A 17,365-nucleotide genomic window follows, 5' to 3' on the forward strand; every position below is an offset into this window, starting at 1 on the left:
GGACGTGCCGGTCAACGTCGCGGGCAACGCCATCGGCGCGGTCGGCGGCGTGGCGGGTGCGGCCTCCACCGACACCGGCGCCCTGGTGCTGGAGGAGGAGGAGCACGTCGCGACCTCGGGCAACGGCTCCGCGGTCGGCGGCAACCAGCTCGTCGCGGACGGCGAGGTTCCGGTCAACGTCTCCGGCAACGCCATCGCGGCGGTCGCGAGCCTGGCCGGCGCCAGCAGCACCGGCGACGGGGCCGCGGTCGTGCACCAGAGCGCGCCCGAGGCCCAGTCCAGCGCCCTGGACGCCCTGCCCCTGGTGCAGGACCTGCCCGAGGTCCCGGTCTCGGACATGCTGCCCGTCGAGTACGAGGTGAGCGAGACCACCCGTCAGGCCGTGGAGCAGCACGCTCCCGAGCACGCCGACCAGCTGCCCGCGTCCGCCCCCGTGGGTGTGGCCGACCCGGTCAACGAGCTGCTCGGCGCCGCGGGCGTGGGCCTGTAACGACAGAACAGGGGATCGCGCCCGCGTCCGTGCGGGCCCGGGGGAGTACGGCGTCCCGTTCCGTGAGGAACGCGGTGGACTGCGGGGTGCCGTATCCCACAGGGCGGCGTCGGACACGGAGCGCGATCCCGGACCGGCACAACGCGTGCCGTACGCGTCGACGGGCCACGACGACCCGCCTCCGCACTCCCGTTCCGTGAGGAACGCGGTGGACTGCGGGAGCGCGGAGGAGCTGGCCGTCAGCCCGTGACGTGAGCCGAGTCCTCCCGGGAATATCCGGGAGGACTCGCCGCATTCTGGGGAAAGCGGGCACTCGACGACCATCAAGTGTGACCGAAGTCACTCGCGGGGGTCGTTATGGGTGCTCGTCAGAGGCGGTGCTGGCCAACCGGCCCACGTTGCCGGGGCGGCTCACGTACGCTACGGACCGGTACCGGTTCGGGAAGCGCTTATTCTGCGGGTGCCGGTGGGCGTGGGCCGGGTGTCCACCCAGAGCGACGGAGCCCTCACCCGCGGAGGGGACAGCCCCTCCCGCCCACCGACGGGGGTAGCGCCTGGAGTTTCGGTTACTGTCGGTTCCCAGGAGCTTCCGACAGACCGCGGCCGGAAAGATCACGTAGGGCTAGACGTAGGGGAAGAGCGTGCCACCCACGAAGGGCAGCGCCGGCAAGAACGGCTCGAAGGACAGCGGACGACAGGGGGCGGGCACCGCCCTCGTCATCGTCGAGTCACCGGCCAAGGCGAAGACCATCGCCGGTTATCTGGGGCGCGGCTACGTCGTGGAGTCCAGCATCGGCCACATCCGCGACATGCCCAACAAGGCCGCCGAGATCCCCGCCAAGTACAAGGGGCAGGCGTGGGCCCGGCTCGGGGTGGACGTCGACGGCGACTTCGAGCCGCTCTACGTGGTCAACACCGACAAGAAGGCGCACGTCAAGAAGCTCAAGGAGCTCATGGCCGACGCCGACGAACTCCTCCTCGCGACAGATGAGGACCGCGAGGGCGAGGCGATCGCCTGGCACCTGCTGGAGGAGCTCAAGCCCCGCATCCCCGTCCGCCGCATGGTGTTCAACGAGATCACCAAGGACGCCATCCAGCGCGCGGCCCACAACACCCGCGACCTGAACACCCGCCTGGTCAACGCACAGGAGACCCGGCGCATCCTGGACCGCCTCTACGGCTACGAGGTCTCCCCCGTGCTGTGGAAGAAGGTCATGCCCAAGCTCTCGGCGGGCCGCGTGCAGTCCGTGGCCACCCGCCTGGTGGTCGAGCGCGAACGCGAGCGCATGGCGTTCACCTCCGCCGAGTACTGGGACCTCAAGGCCCTCTTCGACGCCACCGAGGCCGGTGTCGCCGAAGGCCCCGCCACCTTCCCCGCCGCCCTCGTCTCCGTGGACGGCACCCGCGTCGCCGCGGGCCGCGACTTCACCCCGCAGGGCACGCTGCGCTCGGACCGCCCCGTCCGCCAGCTGGACGAGGCCGCGGCGCGCGGCCTCGCCGAGCGGCTGTCCGGCGCCGGGTTCTCGGTCTCCTCGGTGGAGCGCAAGCCCTACCGCCGCTCGCCCTACGCGCCGTTCCGCACCACCACCCTCCAGCAGGAGGCGTCCCGCAAGCTCGGCCTGTCGGCCAAGCAGACCATGCAGGTCGCCCAGCGGCTGTACGAGAACGGCTACATCACCTACATGCGCACCGACAGCACCACGCTGTCGGACAGCGCGGTCAAGGCCGCCCGCTCCCAGGTGCGCAGCCTCTACGGCGGCGACTACCTGCCCGACAAGCCGCGCGTGTACGCCAAGAAGGTCAAGAACGCCCAGGAGGCGCACGAGGCGATCCGCCCGTCCGGCGACACCTTCCGCACGCCCGCCCAGACCGGCCTGTCCGGCCCCGAGTTCCGGCTCTACGAGCTGGTCTGGAAGCGCACCGTCGCCTCCCAGATGAAGGACGCGGTCGGCGAGTCCGTCACCGTGCGCATCGAGGGCACCTCCTCCGACGGCGAGGTCGCCGAGTTCAGCGCGACCGGCAAGGTCATCACCTTCCACGGGTTCCTCAAGGCCTACGTGGAGGGCTCCGACGACCCGGCCGCCGACCTGGACGACCGCGAGCGCCGCCTGCCCGCGATGTCGGAGGGCGACCCGCTCAAGGCCCAGAACCTGGAGGCCGAGGGGCACAGCACCCGGCCGCCCGCGCGCTACACCGAGGCCACCCTGGTCAAGGAGCTGGAGGAGCGCGAGATCGGCCGCCCCTCCACCTACGCCTCGATCATCGGCACCATCCTGGACCGCGGCTACGTGTTCAAGAAGGGCACGGCGCTGGTGCCGTCCTTCCTGGCCTTCGCCGTGGTGCAGCTGCTGGAGCGCCACTTCGGCAACCTGGTGGACTACGAGTTCACCGCGCGCCTGGAGGACGTGCTCGACGACATCGCCCGGGGGGAGGCCGAGAGCCTGCCCTGGCTGCGCCGCTTCTACTTCGGCGGCGAGGACACCGAGGGCCAGCGGGAGACCGGGCTCAAGGAGCTGGTCAACGACAACCTCTCCGACATCGACCCCAAGGAGATCAGCTCCCTGCCGCTGCCCGGCACCGACATCGTGCTGCGGGTGGGGCGCTACGGCCCCTACCTGGACCGGGACGGCGTGCGGGTGAACGTGCCCGAGGACCTGGCCCCGGACGAGTTGACCGTGGACAAGGCCGAGGAGCTGTTCGCCCAGCCCAGCGGCGACCGGGAGCTGGGCACCGACCCCGAGACCGGCCGCGTCATCGTGGCCAAGACCGGGCGGTTCGGCCCCTACGTCACCGAGGTGATCGAGGAGCCGCAGGAGGCCGAGGAGGGCAAGGCCAAGACCAGGGCCAAGGCCAAGGTCAAGCCGCGCACCAGCTCGCTGCTCAAGTCGATGAGCCTGGACACCGTCACCCTGGAGGACGCGCTGCGCCTGCTGTCGCTGCCGCGCGTGGTCGGCCAGATCGACGGCGAGGACGTCACCGCGCAGAACGGCCGGTTCGGCCCCTACATCAAGAAGGGCACCGACAGCCGCTCCCTGGAGACCGAGGAGCAGATGTTCACGGTCACACTGGAGCAGGCCGCGGCGCTGTTCGCCCAGCCCAAGCAGCGCGGGCGCCGCGCCGCCGCCCCGCCGCTGCGCGAGCTGGGGGAGGACCCGGCCTCGGGCGCCAAGATGGTGATCAAGGACGGCCGGTTCGGCCCCTACGTCACCGACGGGGAGGTCAACGCCTCCCTGCGCAAGGGCGACGAGGTGGAGTCGATCACCGACCAGCGGGCCGCCGAGCTGCTGGCCGAGCGCCGCGCCAAGGCGCCCGCCAAGAAGCCCGCGGCCAAGAAGCCCGCCGCGAAGAAGGCGCCCGCCAAGAAGACCTCCACGACGGCCAGGAAGACGGGCACGGCGGCCAAGAAGGCGTCCACCTCCACGACGGCCAGGAAGTCACCGGCCAAGGGGACCGGCGCCTCCGACCCCGCCCCGGAGGAGTAGGCGCGGGCGGCGGGGAGCGGCCGGGATTCGTCTCCCGGGCCCCGGCACGCGTAGGCTCACCCGGACACCTCCCGACGGGGGTGGCCGGGTGGGCGGTCTCCCGCGTGTTCACCCCGGGTGGGCGCAGCCTCACCCCTGTGCGGGAGCAGCCTTCCGTACTACGCTTGGCAGGACTCACGGGAACGCGGAAACGTGCGCGGTCCCCGGAGCCATCCAACGATTCTGAGGCGGGTCCGCGACCCGTCCTTCCCTCTCCCCCTCACCGATAATCTTGAGCGCTATGAGCAGATCTGCACCCCTGGGAGCGCCAGCCGAGGCGCGCAACGTTCTTGCGATCACACCCTTCCGAAGGCTGTGGATCTCTCTCTCCCTCTCCAGCCTGGGCGACTGGCTCAGCCTGCTGGCACTGGTGTCCCTGGCGACCGTCTTCACCGCCGACGGATCCCAGCTCGTCCAGTACCTGGCCGTCAGCGGCGTCGTGGCGATCAAGCTCGCCCCGTCGATCCTGCTCAGCCCCCTGGTCGGGTCGGTCGCCGACCGCCTCGACCGCAGGTGGACGATGGTGGTCGGCGACGTCCTGCGCGCCGTGCTGTACGTCTCCATCCCGGTCGTGGGCCTCCTCTTCCCCGGCTTCGCCCTGGAGTGGCTCCTCATCGCCACCCTCCTGGCCGAGGTCGTCGCCCTGTTCTGGACCCCGGCCAAGGACGCCACGGTCCCCAACCTGGTGCCCCGCAAGCTGCTGGGGCAGGCGAACCGGCTGAGCCTGCTCACCGCCTACGGCACCGCGCCCGTCGCGGCGCTGCTGTTCGCCGCGCTCGCCTCGGTCAGCAACGTGCTCGGCGCGTTCCTGCCCTCCATGGCCAGCCCCGAGGCCGACGTCGCCCTCTACCTCAACGGCCTCACCTTCGTCGTCGCGGCGGTCGTCGTCGCCGGGCTGCCGATCCCCAGGCACAAGCCCTCCAAGGACGCGGAGAGCGACACCCGCGACAGCGGCATCCTGCGCGCGCTGGGGACCGGTCGGCGCCACGCGGGCGGCACGCCCCGCGTGCGCGGCCTGGTTCCGGGCATGCTCTGCGTCGTGGCCGCCGGGGGCGTGGTCATCGGTGTCGGCCGCGTGCACGTCGAGGGCCTGGGCGCGGGCAACGCCGGTTTCGGCGTGGTCTTCGCCGCGGTCTTCGCGGGCATGGCCCTGGGCGTGCTCGCCGGGCCGCGCGTCCTCAAGCAGTTCAGCCGCAGCCGGCTGTTCGGTCTGAGCATCGCCCTCGCCGGGCTGGCCCTGCTGTTCGCCGGGGCCGTCGCCGACATGGTGCTCACCGCCGTGCTCACCGCGCTGCTCGGCGTGGGCGCGGGTATCGCCTGCGTGATCGGCCTGGCGGTGTTCGACCGCGAGGTGGAGGACGAGCACCGGGGTTCCGCCTTCGCCTTCCTGCACGGCGCCGCCCGCGTCACCCTGGTCGGCGCCGCCGTGCTCGCCCCGCTGGCCGCCGGGCTCATCGGCAGTTACCGGATCCCGGTCGGCCCCCTGAGCTACGACCTGCGCGGCAGCGGCCTCGTCCTCATGCTCTCCGGCCTGGCCGTCCTGGTCGTGGCGCTGGTCTGCTACCGGCGGATGAACCGCCGGGACGACCCCGAGGCCGGTCCCGGCCTGCTCCCGGAGCTGTTCGCGGCGCTGCGCGGCGTCGCGATCGCGCCGGAGGAGGACGAGGAGGCCAGGCTCGCGGGCGCGTTCATCGTCGTCGAGGGCGGCGAGGGCGCGGGCAAGTCCACCCAGGTGCGCGAGCTGACGGTGTGGCTGCGCGACCAGGGGTTCGAGGTGATCGGCACCCGCCAGCCGGGCGCGACCAAGCTCGGCATGCGCCTGCGCGGCCTGCTCCTGGACCGGGAGAACTCGCACATCACCCCGCGCGCCGAGGTGCTGCTCTACGCGGCCGACAAGGCCGACCACGTCCAGCAGGAGATCCTGCCCGCCCTGCGGCGCGGCGCGGTCGTCATCAGCGACCGCTACGTGGACTCCCTGCTGGCCTACCAGGGCTCGGGGCGCGACCTGTCCTCGGACGAGATCCGCCGGATCAGCGACTGGGCCACGCAGGGCCTGGTTCCGGACCTGACGGTGCTGCTCGACGTGCGGCCGGAGGACGGCCTGTCCCGCCTGGGCGGCCCGGCCGACCGCATCGAGGGCGAGCCTGCGGAGTTCCACGACCGGGTCCGCCGGGGCTTCCTGGAGCTGGCCAGGGCCGCGCCGGAGCGCTACCTGGTGCTCGACGCCCGCGAGCCGCAGGACAGGATCACCCGCGAGATCCAGCGCCGGGTGCGCTCCCTGCTGCCCGACCCGGTCCCGAGCAGCGCCGAGGCCGTCACCGGCATGATCCCGGTGATCAGGAACGACGAGGTCGGACAGGGCTGAGGCCGAGGCGGCCGGGCCGTCCGACACGCCGAGGGCTCCCTGCCCCGCTCGGGGGAGGGAGCCCTCGCCCGTGTCCGGGCGGGGCTCGCTCCGGAGCGGGCCGACCCGGGTCCGGCGCAGCGCCGGGGGGAGAGCGGCCTGTGGACAACGGTCCGGACGTCGGCGCCGACTCCTATCCTGAAGACCGAAGCACCAGCGGTGGGAGGGAAGCATGACGGTCTTCGACGACCTCATCGGCCAGCGGTCCACGGTGGGCCAGCTCCAGCGGGCCGTCGCCGGGGCCGCCGACCTCGTCTCCGGCGGACGGGGCACGGGGATGACCCACGCCTGGCTGTTCACCGGGCCGCCCGGTTCGGGCCGCTCGGAGGCCGCCCGGGCCTTCGCGGCCGCCCTCCAGTGCCGGGACGGCGGCTGCGGGCACTGCGCCTCCTGTCACCAGACCCTCGCCGGCACCCACCCCGACGTGCTGTACGTGCGGCCCAGCGGACTGAGCTTCGGTGTGGCCGCCACCCGCGACCTCGTGTTGCGCGCAGGCTCCAAACCCTCCGGCGGCCGGTTCCGGATCGTGCTGTTCGAGGACGCCGACCGCGCCACCGAGGCCGCCTCCAACGCCCTGCTCAAGGCGGTGGAGGAGCCCTCGCCGCGCACCGTGTGGCTGCTGTGCACCCCCACCCCCGACGACCTGCTCGTCACCATCCGTTCGCGCTGCCGCATGGTCACCCTGGCCACGCCCGGCAGCCGGGAGCTGGTGGACGCCCTCGTCCAGCGCGACGGGATCGACGCCGAGACCGCCCGCGCCGCGGCGGTCGCCGCCTCCGGGCGGATCGACCGGGCCCGGCAGCTGGCCACCGACCCCGAGGCGCGCAGACGCCGGGAGGAGGTGCTGTCCATCCCCGCCCGGCTCGACGGGCTCGGCGCGTGCGTCACCTCCGCCGCCCGGCTCTACGAGATCGCCGAGGAGGAGTCCAAGGCCCTCACCACGGCGCTCGACGAGAAGGAGAGGGAGGAGCTGCGGGCCGCGTTCGGCGAGGGCTCCACGGGCAAGGGCGTGGCCAAGGCGATGCGCGGCTCCGCGGGGGCGATGAAGGACCTGGAGGAGCGGCAGAAGCGCCGTGCCACCCGCATCAAGCGCGACTCCTACGACCGCGCCCTGCTCGACCTGGTCGCGTTCTACCGGGACGCGCTCACCCTCCAGCTGGGCGCGAGGGTGGAGCTGTCCACGGCCGAGCGCTCCGGCGACCTGGAACGCGTCGCCCGCTCCAGCACACCGGAGTCCACGCTGCGCAGGATCGACGCCATCATGGAGTGCCGTGAGCGCATCGCCGCGAACGTGCACCCCCAGATCGCCATGGAGGCCATGACCTCCGCCCTCCTGGCCGGATAGGCGGCCGCCCCGCGGGCGCGGCCTCCCCCCTGCGGGCGGGACCGCCCTTCCCGGGCACCGTTCCGGCGGTCCCGTGGCAGGCGCGGCCCTCCGCGCGAACCCGTCGCGGGGCGGTGCGGCGGCGTCCGCACCCGGACGGCGGCCCCCGCGCCGGAGCGGGGAGGGGTACGCGACACCGCCCCGGCGGGGGAGAGGAACGCGAGTTGGACCGGTGCGGGCCGCGCCGGTCGTGGAGAATGGGGCGGCGCCGACGACACGTCGGTCGCGGTCGGACGTGACGAGAGGGCGGGACACCGTTGGCGACGAGGGTTCGGGGACCGTGGGCGGCCGTGCTCGCCGGGTCCGTGCTGCTGGCGACGGCGTGCACGGCGCAGGGCGACCAGCCGAGGGAGGGAGGCGTCGCGCCCGGGCTCTCCGGGGACCTGGCGGCCTTCGCCGACCAGGAACTGGCCTGGGGCGAGTGCGAGAGCGGAGCGCCCGGCACCGAGTGCGCCACCTACGAGGTGCCCCTCGACTACGGGGACCCGGACGGCGAGCGCATCGAGATCGCGGTCAAGCGCTTCCCCTCCGAGGGAGGCGACGTCCTGGGCTCCCTGCTCGTCAACCCCGGCGGGCCCGGCGGCTCCGGGTACGACTTCGTGGACCACGCCCCCTACACGGTCAGCGACGCGGTGCGCGAGAGGTTCGACGTGGTCGGGTTCGACCCGCGCGGTGTCGGCCGCAGCTCACCGCTGACCTGCCTGGACGCCGAGGGCATCGACGAGTTCCTCGGCGGGGTGGACAGCGTCGAGGGCGACGGCGACATGTCCGAGGTCTCCGCGGCCGAGCTGGCCGAGCTGGAGGAGGACAGCCGCGGCTTCGTCGAGGCCTGCCAGGCCAACCACCCCGAGCTGATGCGGCACGTGGGCACCGCGGACGTGGCCCGCGACATGGATCTGCTGCGCGCCCTGCTCGGCGACGAGAAGCTCACCTACCTGGGCGCCTCCTACGGCACCAGCATCGGCGCCCACTACGCCGAGCAGTTCCCCGACCGCGTCCGCGCGCTGGTGCTCGACGGCGCAGTGGACCCCAGCCAGGGGCAGCTCGACCTCAGCGTGCAGCAGGCGACCGGGTTCGAGACCGCCCTGCGGGCCTTCGTGGAGGACTGCCTGAGCCGGTCGGACTGCCCGCTCGGCGTCCCCGGCGACAGCGTGGACGACGGCATCGGGGCGCTGACCGCCTTCCTGGCCGACACCGCCGAGAACCCCCTGTCCAACAGCATGGACGACCGCGAGGTCAACCGCGCCCGCGCCGAACTGGGCGTGCTCGCCGCGCTCTACACCGAGGACTGGTGGCCGCGCGTGCGCGAGGCCCTCACCGCCGGTACGGAGGACGACGGCACCCTTCTGCTCCAGCTCGCCGACGACCTCTACAGCCGGAGCGACACGGACGCCTACGTCAACTCCACGGCCGCGCTCATCGCGGTGAACTGCTCCGACTCGCCCAGCCCGCGCGACGTGGAGGCCTACACCGAGGCCGCGGCCCGGGCCGGTGAGGAGTCACCGATCTTCGGCCCCAGCCTGGCGTGGGGCGCCCTGCCCTGCGCGTACTGGCCGGAGGAGGCGGTCGACCCGCCCGTGGAGCTGGACGGGGACGGAGCCGCGCCCGTCATGGTGCTGGGCACCACCCGGGACTCGGCCACCCCGTACGCGTGGTCCGAGGCGCTCGCGGAGCAGCTCGACTCGGGTTTCCTGGTGACCCGCGACGGCGACGGACACACCGGTTACCGGATGGGCGACCAGTGCGTCGACGCGATGGTGGACGCCTACCTGGTCGACCTCACCGTGCCCGAGGACGGCATGGCCTGCGCCTGAGGCCGGCGGCCGGGTGAGCAGGCCGCCGTGTCCCCGGCACTCCGCCGAGGGGCTAGAATGGTGACCGCATCGCCGCGTGGAACACGCGGCGGCGCGCCGCCTTAGCTCAGTCGGCAGAGCGATTCACTCGTAATGAATAGGTCGTCGGTTCGATTCCGACAGGCGGCTCCAGCCGAAACGCCACCCCGGTCCGGGGTGGCGTTTCGCGTTGGTGACCAATTGGGTGACCAATGCCTACTCGGCGAAGAGGTCCCCCATGATGCGTGCCCCCTCGGTGATCACCGGCCGCAGCTCCTCGCGGTGGACGAGCTCGGTCACGGCCGTGCCGCTGTGCCCGACCAACCGCGCGATGTCCAAGTGGACGCCGTTGGCGGACATGGGCGGCACGAAGCCGTGTCACAGCTCCCGGGGCGTCCACGACCCTTCGACCCCGACGGCCCGCGGGGGCCCGAGGCGCCTCGCGGACCGTACCGCCGTCCGGCCCGGGCCCCGCGCCGCCCTCAGGCGCGCTGCCGGTTCTGGAACCAGCCCCACACGGCGGTGGCCACGAACAGGACGGCGCCGATGACGGCGAGCCAGAGCAGGCCCTTGATGACCATGCCCAGGATGGCGAGGATGAGCCATATCGCCAGCAGCACCAGGATGAAGTAGACCATGTCGTCCCCCAAGATCGCGTCTCTTCGGGGCCTACCCGCTTCCGCGCCCGACCGCACACGCCGGGAGCGCACGGGCCCCGCGCGGCGCACCGGCACCGCCGTGGACCGGCCCGTCAGGGCCAGGTGCCGTCCACCACGGTTCCGTGGCCGGGTTTGCTGCGGTCCATCCACTCCTGGCGGTTGCGGGCGAAGGCCAGGGACCAGTCGACCTGGCGCTGGTGCAGCTCGGCCAGGCTGACGGCGGCGAGTTCGGGGTGCCTGGCGCCGATCTCCTCGGCCAGGGCCAGCGCAGCCGAGGCGTCGGCGGCCGCGGTGTGGGCGTCGGTCAGCTCCACGCCGTAGTACTCGCACATGGCGCCCAGGTTGCGCTTGCCCCTGCGGTAGGGTTCCACGCCCCGGTCGATCACCAGCGGGTCCACCACGGGCGCCAGCGGGCCGCTCAGGCGTTCCGCGAGGGGGGTCAGCCCGTGCCGCCGCATCTCCCCGGAGAGCACCCGGAGGTCGTAGGGGGCGTTGAAGACCACCAGCCCCTGCCCCGAGGAGAGCTGGTCGGCCAGTGCCTGGCCGATCTCCTCCAGGCACTCCCCGGCGGGGCGGCCCTCGGCCCGTGCCCGCTCGGTGCTGATGCCGTGGACGGCGACGGCGTCCGCGGGGATCTCGCGGGGGCCCGGGTCCACCAGCCAGGTGCGGGCCTTGCCCTCGCGGTCCACCAGCGCGGCCGAGACGAGGAAGGCGGTGTCGGGGTCGCGGGAGGAGGTCTCGGTGTCGAACCCCAGCAGGGGAGTGGTGTGCCAGCCGGGGTGGCCGCCCCGGACGGGAGGGGTGGGGCGCGGCTCGTGCTCCGCGCAGTAGGTGCGCCACCGGCCGCCCTCCTTGACGACGACACCCTCGCCGGCGCCGACGGAGGACTGGCAGTCGGTGCATGTCCCGGGATAGCGGTTGCGCATGGGATCCTCTCGGCCGGACGGTCGACACCGCCGTGAACAGCGGCGATTCGTGGACATCGTAGAACGGCGGGGGGACAGTCCGCCGGGAGAGCGTGCCGCGCGCACCGCGGCGGGAGACGCCTGGGGCCCTTGATGTGCAAGTGCCGACTTCTGGGGAAGGAAGAGGGACATGAGTCTGGAAGAGGCATCACGTCAACTCGAAGCAGCCATTCACGACGCCCGCGTCTCCTTCGACTGCATCCTCCTGGAGGAGCTGGACCGGGCGCACACGAACGCCATCACCGCGCGTGCCGCCGTGGACGCCGCGGAGCAGGCCATCCGGGTGGAGATGGAGAGACGCGAGTCCGCCGAGGGCGGGACGCCCGGATCCTCCGGGACCGTGGACTGACCCCTGGCCGCATCGAACAGGTTTTCGAACAGCGGGTATGATCGGAGGCATGCCCGATCAGTCGCTGACGCCGGACTGGCCCGCGAGCGTCCACCCGCCCGGGGCGGACTCCTTCGAACAGACGGCCCTGGTGTGGCTGTTCGACCACGTGCCCGCCGACTACCGGCTGCACGGCGTCCTGAGGCGCCATCCGGTCGCCCTGTCCCGGCTGGCCCACCAGTACGTCTCCTCGGCGCTGGAGGCCGCCCGGGAGGGCTACCGGACCGCCCGGGTCGACCTGCGCGACCACATGCCGCCCCACGCCCTCGACCAGGTCATGAACGCCTACCTCGCGGAGGGACAGCGCATGGCCGCCGTCCTCAGGTCGGTCGAGGCGGTCGACGCCGCCCTGCGCGCGGCCGCGACCGAACGGGGCGGCGATGAGTGAGTTCGCGTGTCCGTGCGCCCGTTCAGGCGGTCACCCGGACCACCACGGCCACCTCGTCGCCGGTGTTGACGAGGTGGTGGCGGCCACCGCTGCCCTCGGCGGAGCCCACCACCCGGGCCCGGCCGGCGGACAGCTCCGACGCCGAGCGCATCTGCCCGTCCGAGGCGGAGGCGATCAGGTGCGCGCGCCCGCTGACCAGGTACAGCACCTCCATGCCGTGCTGTCGGGACGGGTGCGGGGCGGGTCCGGACACGAAACTGTTGGGTTCGAGGGCCACCGCGGTCACGCGGAGCCTGCCGCCCGCCTGGCGCCGGGCCGCGCGGGGGACGAGCTGCCAGCGCCCCCGCCGGGACGGCCGCAGCGTGGGCCCGCCCAGGGAGGCGGCGGCGCCCCGGGCGGCGGTCACCAGGCGGCCGAGGGTCGGCATGCGGCGCTCGCCCAGGTGGGCGTAGCCGGAGCGGCGTCCGGCGTCCACCACGTCGCCGATCCCCTCCAGGGAGACGGGCGCGCTCCTCGGGGACGGCGCGGACGACGGGGCCGGTGCGGCGGCGGCCGGTGCGGTGGCGTTGTGGGGAGCGGGGAGTACGGCAGTGCCGGAGAGAGTGCGCTGGGGCATCGTGAGAGGATCCTTCACGTGTGCGCGCCCCGGGAACGGGAGCGCGCGGATGTCGTCTGGAAGCCCCGGTGCGCCGGGGCGGCAGGGGGAGCGGCCCCGCGGATTCACGCGGAGACGGAGATCACCCTGCGGGGAGGTGCCCAGCGCCCGGCGTCCACGATGGACTTGGGGGCGCGGAGGGGCACGCGGTCGGTCGGCGGCGTACGAGGACGCCTCGGCTGCGACTCAGCGACGACAACACGGACACGCCGCACGGGCCAGGCGGCAGGAGGCCCCGGGGGCCGTACGAGCCATGGCGTCGGTGCGCGTGCGCGGATACATGGGTGTAAGGAGACCAGCAAAGGCCGGGAGGAGTCAAGCGACGGTGCGGTGGCCCCGCGTGTCGCCCCCCTCACCCCGGCGTTCGCGGGGCGTGTTGCGGGCGGCGCTCCGTGGTGGTGACATGTGGAACCCGAGTACGGTGTGCGGCCACCGCCGGAAAGGGCTCCATCCCCCAGCCGTAGTGACAGGAGCGGCCGTTATGGCATCCGTCCCCGGAAGGCGCAGTTGAGCACCGAGGCGCCGGGACTGTGGGCGCGCGTCCTGGTGCGCGCGCTCGTCGTCGCGGCGGCCTGGGTGATGGCGCTCGGCTTCCTCGGACCGGGGGAGGCCCTGCTCGTCGCCGTCCTGACCGCGCTCACCTTCGTGCTGCTGTGGCTGCGCTCCCGAGCCGGTGGGCCCGCCCCGCCGCCACCGGATTCGACAAAGCGGTGAGCACCGTGCCGCGCGCGGCGTAGATTCTTGGTCTATGACGGACCGGGATCTTCTCCACGCCCTGCGCTCCGGCCGTACTCCGCCGGAGGACGCCTACGCCAGGCTTCTCGACGCGTACGGAGCGGAGCTGTACCGGCGCTGCATCCTGGTCCTGCGCGACCGCGACGCCGCGCACGTGGTGCTCAGGGACACGCTGATCGTCGCCCGCGCGCACATCGGGCGCCTCGCCGACGCCGATCGGCTGGGGGAGTGGCTGCACGCGCTCGCCGAGGCCGAGTGCGCCCGCCACCGGGCCAACGGCCCGCAGGCCGGCGCCCCGGCCGAGCTGGGGCTGCCGGAGAACACCGCGCTGGTCCCGACGCGCGTGCTCAACGGCATGGTCGGTCCCGAACTCGACGGCTACCGCACGCACGTGGCCGTGCGCGCCGACCGCTTCGACCGCGAGGGCTTCCCCAAACCGCCGAGCGGTCCGCTCCTGACCCGCGGCCTGGCCTCCCTGCTGCCCGTCGCCCTGGCGCTGCTGTGCGCCCTGCTGCTGATCGTGCTGGCGGGGTACGTGCTCACCAAGGACTCCGCGCACGAGCCCCTGCCCGGCCCCGGGGCGGTCGCCTCGCACGGTCAGCGCTGAGGCCGCCCGGACACGGCGCGGCCCGGCGGGGAGTCCTCCGCCGGGCCGTCGCTGCGACGCCGTGACACGTGTGTTCGGGAGCCGACTAGCTCTCCTTGACCTCGGAGATGTGCGAGGCGTCGCCGTGCACGCCGGCCTCCTCGGCGCGCTTGACCGAGGCCACGATCTCCTGCTCGGCCTCGTGGCGGCCGACCCAGGTGGCGCCCTCCACGGACTTGCCGGGCTCCAGGTCCTTGTAGACCGTGAAGAAGTGCTCGATCTCCAGACGCTCGAACTCGTTCACGTGGTGAATGTCACGCAGGTGCTCCTGGCGCGGGTCCGTCGCGGGGACGCAGAGCAGCTTGTCGTCGCCCCCCGCCTCGTCGCGCATGCGGAACATGCCGATGGCGCGGGCCCGGATCAGGCAGCCCGGGAACGTCGGGGCCTTGAGCAGGACGAGGGCGTCCAGGGGGTCGCCGTCCTCGCCGAGGGTCCCCTCGACGAACCCGTAGTCGGCGGGGTAGGTCGTGGAGGTGAACAGCATGCGGTCGAGACGGATACGACCGGTCTCGTGGTCCACCTCGTACTTGTTGCGCTCCCCCTTGGGGATCTCGATCGTAACGTCGAATTCCATGCTGATCTCGGCTCCCAATGCGACTAATGTCGCCGTATAACTACAACGTCAGGCCGCTACACCGAAGGAAGGGCAGGTGCCCCCGAGTGCGACGGGTACGAGGCGAGGCGCTCCTCGCGCTGGCCCTGCTCAACATATTCGTGCTGATTGCCGGGTTTGTCGCCCTCGACGTGATCGGGGCGCGGCCCCTTCCCGCGGCGCCCAACCCGGTCACGGACGCCGAGGGCGTGGCGGCGGCGCAACCCGCGGCCTCGACTCCGGCGGACCCGGAACGGATCGCGGACATCCTCGATGATCCCATGTCGGATTCCGGGATCGAGGAGGGCCTCTCCGGTTTCGTCGTGGACGCCGCCACCGGTGAGACGCTCTTCGAGCTGGACCCGGACGCCCCCGTGACCCCGGCCTCGACCACGAAGATCGCCACGGCCGTCGCCGTACTGGACGCCGTCGGACCCGACCACGTGCTGAGCACCGAGGCCTACCTGGTTCCCGGACAGGACCGCGTGGTGCTGCGCGGAGAGGGCGACGTCACCCTGACCACGACCGCCGACTCCGCAGCTTACCCGCAGGTAGCGACCCTGAAGGAGCTGGCCGAGCGCACGGCGCGGGCCCTTGGCGCGGAGGGCGTCGACACGGTCTCCCTCGGCTACGACGACTCGCTGTTCACCGGTCCGGACAGCGGCCCCGGCTGGAAGCCCAACTACGTCACCGAGGGCAGCACCGCCACGGTGCACGCGCTGATGATCGACTCCGGGAGGTTCTCCCCCGAGGCCAGCGGCTACGGGTCGCGCGTGCCGGACCCGCCCCTGTTCGCCGCCGAGGCCTTCGCCGAACAACTGGAGGAGGCGGGGATCACGGTCGAGGGCTCGCCCACCGAGGAGCGGGCCTCCGGAGAGCCCGTCGCCAGCGTCGACTCGCCCCCGATGTCGGCGCTGGTCGAGCACATGATGCTGGCCAGCGACAACAACATGGCCGAGGCGCTGGGGCGGGTCACCGCGATCGCCCTGGGCGGGGAGCCCTCCTTCGACGGCGCCGCGGCGGCCACCCACCAGGTGATGGAGGGCCTGGGCGTGCAGGGCGTGCGGCTGTCGGACAACAGCGGCCTGAGCACCGAGAACAGGATCACACCGCGGGCCCTGGTGGAGCTGCTGCGGTTGGCCGCGAGCGACGACCGCCCCGACCTCAACGCCGCCATCACCGGGCTGCCCACGGCCAACTCCACGGGCACCCTGGCCAGCGGGGGCCGCTACTCGGCCTACTCCGCGGCGCACGAGGGCGCGGGGCTGGTGCGCGGCAAGACCGGCACCCTGAACGGGGTGAGCACCCTGGCCGGGACCGTCCACGACCAGGAGGGCAACCTGTTCCTGTTCGCCTTCATGGCCAACCACCCCCAGGCAGTGGGCTCCCGCCTGGACCCCCTGGCCTCCGCGCTCAGCCAGTGCGGCTGCTCCTGACCGGTCACCACGCGCACGCCCCCGGCCGCGCGACCCGGCGGCGCGGAACCCGTCGGTGACACCGGAGGAATCGGGGAAATCGGTCGTCCTCAGGGTCATCCCGGGCGGTACCCGGAATTCCCACCCTGATCCCCGTGCCGTCCCGCGCCTCGTGGGTAGGCTGGCGGTGTGACTGTGATCGACTGGGACGTAGCCGTGAACACCGGTGTCCGCCTCGTGCGCCCGGGCCCGCAGGTGGACCTGTCCGACGCGCGGCAGGCCGTCGCGCAGTTGCGGGAACTCTCCACCGTGGCGGCCGGGCACGTGCGCGAATTCACCGGAATGAACCCCCTCGAACCAGCGGGCCCCGCGGTCATCGTGGACCGCCCCGGCTGGATCCGAGCCAACGTCGACGGGTTCCGAGTGGTCATCGAACCCGTACTCGAACAGATGGGCGCCGACCGGCTCAACAACAGCCCGGCCGGGAGCCTGACCAGCGCGGTCGGCTCCCGGATCACCGGGGTGCAGCTCGGAGCGGTGCTCTCCTACCTGGCGGGGAAGGTCCTCGGCCAGTACGAACTCTTCCTGCCGCCGGACCCCGACGGCACCCTGCCGACCGGCCGTCTGACGCTGGTGGCGCCCAACATCGTCAACGCCGAACGCGAGATGGACGTCGACCCCCGGGACTTCCGCCTGTGGGTGTGCCTGCACGAGGAGACCCACCGCATGCAGTTCACGGCCACGCCGTGGCTGCGCGGCCACGTCCAGGGGCTCATGCAGGAGCTGCTCCTGTCGTCGGAGATGGACGCGGGCGACCTCATCGGCAGGCTGCGCGCCGCGGGCGAGGCCGTCGCCGACGCCGTCCGGGGCGGGGGCGAGAGCAACCTCATCACCGCCATCCAGAGCCCCGAGCAGAGCGAGATCATGGACCGGGTCACCGCGGTCATGAGCCTCGCCGAGGGCCACGGCGACTTCGTCATGGACGCCGTCGGCCCCGAGGTGGTGCCCAGCGTCGCCACCATCCGCGCCCGCTTCCAGAAGCGCCGCGAGTCCGCCAACCCGATCGACCGGATCATGCGCCAGCTGCTGGGCATGGACATGAAGATGCGCCAGTACGAGGAGGGCGCCGCCTTCGTCCGCGCCGTGGTGGCCGAGGTCGGCATGACCGAGTTCAACCGGGTGTGGACCTCGCCCGAGACCCTGCCCACCCTGGCGGAGATCCGCAACCCCACCGCCTGGGTCGACCGGGTCGTGCGCCCGGCCGCCGTCAACGAGTGAGCGGTCCGCACCC

General features: G+C 72.9%; 15 protein-coding genes, 1 tRNA gene and 1 pseudogene. 12 read left to right on the forward strand and 5 right to left on the reverse strand.

Translation table 11 applies throughout. The annotated features are described in order from the left end of the window. From DQW06_RS12720 to DQW06_RS12745, 6 genes and pseudogenes are all read left to right on the forward strand, one after another. Positions 1–490 (forward strand): annotated as a pseudogene (locus tag DQW06_RS12720) (hypothetical protein); the annotation flags it as partial. A gap of 641 nt (positions 491–1,131) precedes the next feature. Further along, on the forward strand, positions 1,132–3,972 hold the full coding sequence (topA, locus tag DQW06_RS12725; RefSeq protein ID WP_013155942.1) for a type I DNA topoisomerase: 2,841 nt from the start codon (positions 1,132–1,134) through the stop codon (positions 3,970–3,972). A gap of 280 nt (positions 3,973–4,252) precedes the next feature. After that, on the forward strand, positions 4,253–6,376 hold the full coding sequence (gene tmk, locus DQW06_RS12730) for a dTMP kinase (protein WP_013155943.1): 2,124 nt from the start codon (positions 4,253–4,255) through the stop codon (positions 6,374–6,376). Between the two features lie 211 nt (positions 6,377–6,587). Further along, positions 6,588–7,760: a DNA polymerase III subunit delta' gene (locus tag DQW06_RS12735; RefSeq protein ID WP_117198514.1), complete on the forward strand. Its 1,173-nt coding sequence runs from the start codon at positions 6,588–6,590 to the stop codon at positions 7,758–7,760. A 329-nt stretch (positions 7,761–8,089) separates the two neighbouring features. Continuing rightward, positions 8,090–9,613: an alpha/beta hydrolase gene (locus DQW06_RS12740; RefSeq protein ID WP_117198515.1), complete on the forward strand. Its 1,524-nt coding sequence runs from the start codon at positions 8,090–8,092 to the stop codon at positions 9,611–9,613. A 95-nt stretch (positions 9,614–9,708) separates the two neighbouring features. Beyond that, positions 9,709–9,784, forward strand: a tRNA-Thr gene (locus tag DQW06_RS12745). Positions 9,785–9,847: 63 nt separating this feature from the next. On the opposite strand, the gene DQW06_RS29225 is transcribed toward DQW06_RS12745, so the two are convergent. From DQW06_RS29225 to DQW06_RS12750, 3 genes are all read right to left on the reverse strand, one after another. Then, positions 9,848–9,991, reverse strand: coding sequence for a hypothetical protein (locus DQW06_RS29225; RefSeq protein ID WP_198662437.1), 144 nt, complete (start codon positions 9,989–9,991; stop codon positions 9,848–9,850). Positions 9,992–10,113: 122 nt separating this feature from the next. Then, the gene (locus DQW06_RS28910; RefSeq protein ID WP_156095244.1) at positions 10,114–10,281 is read right to left on the reverse strand and encodes a hypothetical protein; all 168 of its coding nucleotides are present in this window, start codon (positions 10,279–10,281) and stop codon (positions 10,114–10,116) included. A 101-nt stretch (positions 10,282–10,382) separates the two neighbouring features. Then, positions 10,383–11,216 (reverse strand): exonuclease domain-containing protein, encoded by an 834-nt coding sequence (locus DQW06_RS12750; protein ID WP_013155948.1) that lies wholly within the window; start codon positions 11,214–11,216, stop codon positions 10,383–10,385. Positions 11,217–11,385: 169 nt separating this feature from the next. Here DQW06_RS12750 and DQW06_RS12755 point away from each other — a divergent pair, with 169 nt between their 5' ends. Continuing rightward, positions 11,386–11,604: a hypothetical protein gene (locus tag DQW06_RS12755; RefSeq protein ID WP_013155949.1), complete on the forward strand. Its 219-nt coding sequence runs from the start codon at positions 11,386–11,388 to the stop codon at positions 11,602–11,604. A gap of 37 nt (positions 11,605–11,641) precedes the next feature. Next, on the forward strand, positions 11,642–12,031 hold the full coding sequence (locus tag DQW06_RS12760) for a hypothetical protein (protein WP_013155950.1): 390 nt from the start codon (positions 11,642–11,644) through the stop codon (positions 12,029–12,031). Positions 12,032–12,053: 22 nt separating this feature from the next. On the opposite strand, the gene DQW06_RS12765 is transcribed toward DQW06_RS12760, so the two are convergent. Further along, positions 12,054–12,647 (reverse strand): hypothetical protein, encoded by a 594-nt coding sequence (locus DQW06_RS12765; protein WP_117198516.1) that lies wholly within the window; start codon positions 12,645–12,647, stop codon positions 12,054–12,056. 546 nt (positions 12,648–13,193) lie between these two features. Between DQW06_RS12765 and DQW06_RS12770 the strand changes: the two genes are divergently transcribed. Both DQW06_RS12770 and DQW06_RS12775 read left to right on the forward strand, forming a co-directional pair. Beyond that, positions 13,194–13,400 carry a hypothetical protein gene (locus tag DQW06_RS12770; RefSeq protein ID WP_013155952.1) on the forward strand — a complete coding sequence of 69 codons (207 nt, stop codon included), beginning with the start codon at positions 13,194–13,196 and terminating at the stop codon, positions 13,398–13,400. Between the two features lie 34 nt (positions 13,401–13,434). Beyond that, positions 13,435–14,028: an RNA polymerase sigma factor gene (locus tag DQW06_RS12775; RefSeq protein WP_071621148.1), complete on the forward strand. Its 594-nt coding sequence runs from the start codon at positions 13,435–13,437 to the stop codon at positions 14,026–14,028. Positions 14,029–14,113: 85 nt separating this feature from the next. Here DQW06_RS12775 and DQW06_RS12780 read toward each other — a convergent pair whose 3' ends face one another. Further along, entirely contained in the window at positions 14,114–14,641 is a 528-nt protein-coding gene (locus DQW06_RS12780; RefSeq protein ID WP_013155954.1) for an inorganic diphosphatase, read from the reverse strand. 86 nt (positions 14,642–14,727) lie between these two features. Between DQW06_RS12780 and dacB the strand changes: the two genes are divergently transcribed. After that, positions 14,728–16,095, forward strand: a complete 1,368-nt coding sequence (gene dacB, locus DQW06_RS12785) for a D-alanyl-D-alanine carboxypeptidase/D-alanyl-D-alanine-endopeptidase (protein WP_071621150.1) — start codon at positions 14,728–14,730, stop codon at positions 16,093–16,095. 174 nt (positions 16,096–16,269) lie between these two features. After that, positions 16,270–17,352 (forward strand): zinc-dependent metalloprotease, encoded by a 1,083-nt coding sequence (locus DQW06_RS12790; protein WP_019610467.1) that lies wholly within the window; start codon positions 16,270–16,272, stop codon positions 17,350–17,352. The last annotated feature ends 13 nt before the right edge of the window (positions 17,353–17,365 follow it).

Origin of the sequence: Nocardiopsis sp. TNDT3 (genome assembly GCF_003427465.1) — a bacterium.
In the GTDB taxonomy this organism is placed as follows: domain Bacteria; phylum Actinomycetota; class Actinomycetes; order Streptosporangiales; family Streptosporangiaceae; genus Nocardiopsis; species Nocardiopsis dassonvillei.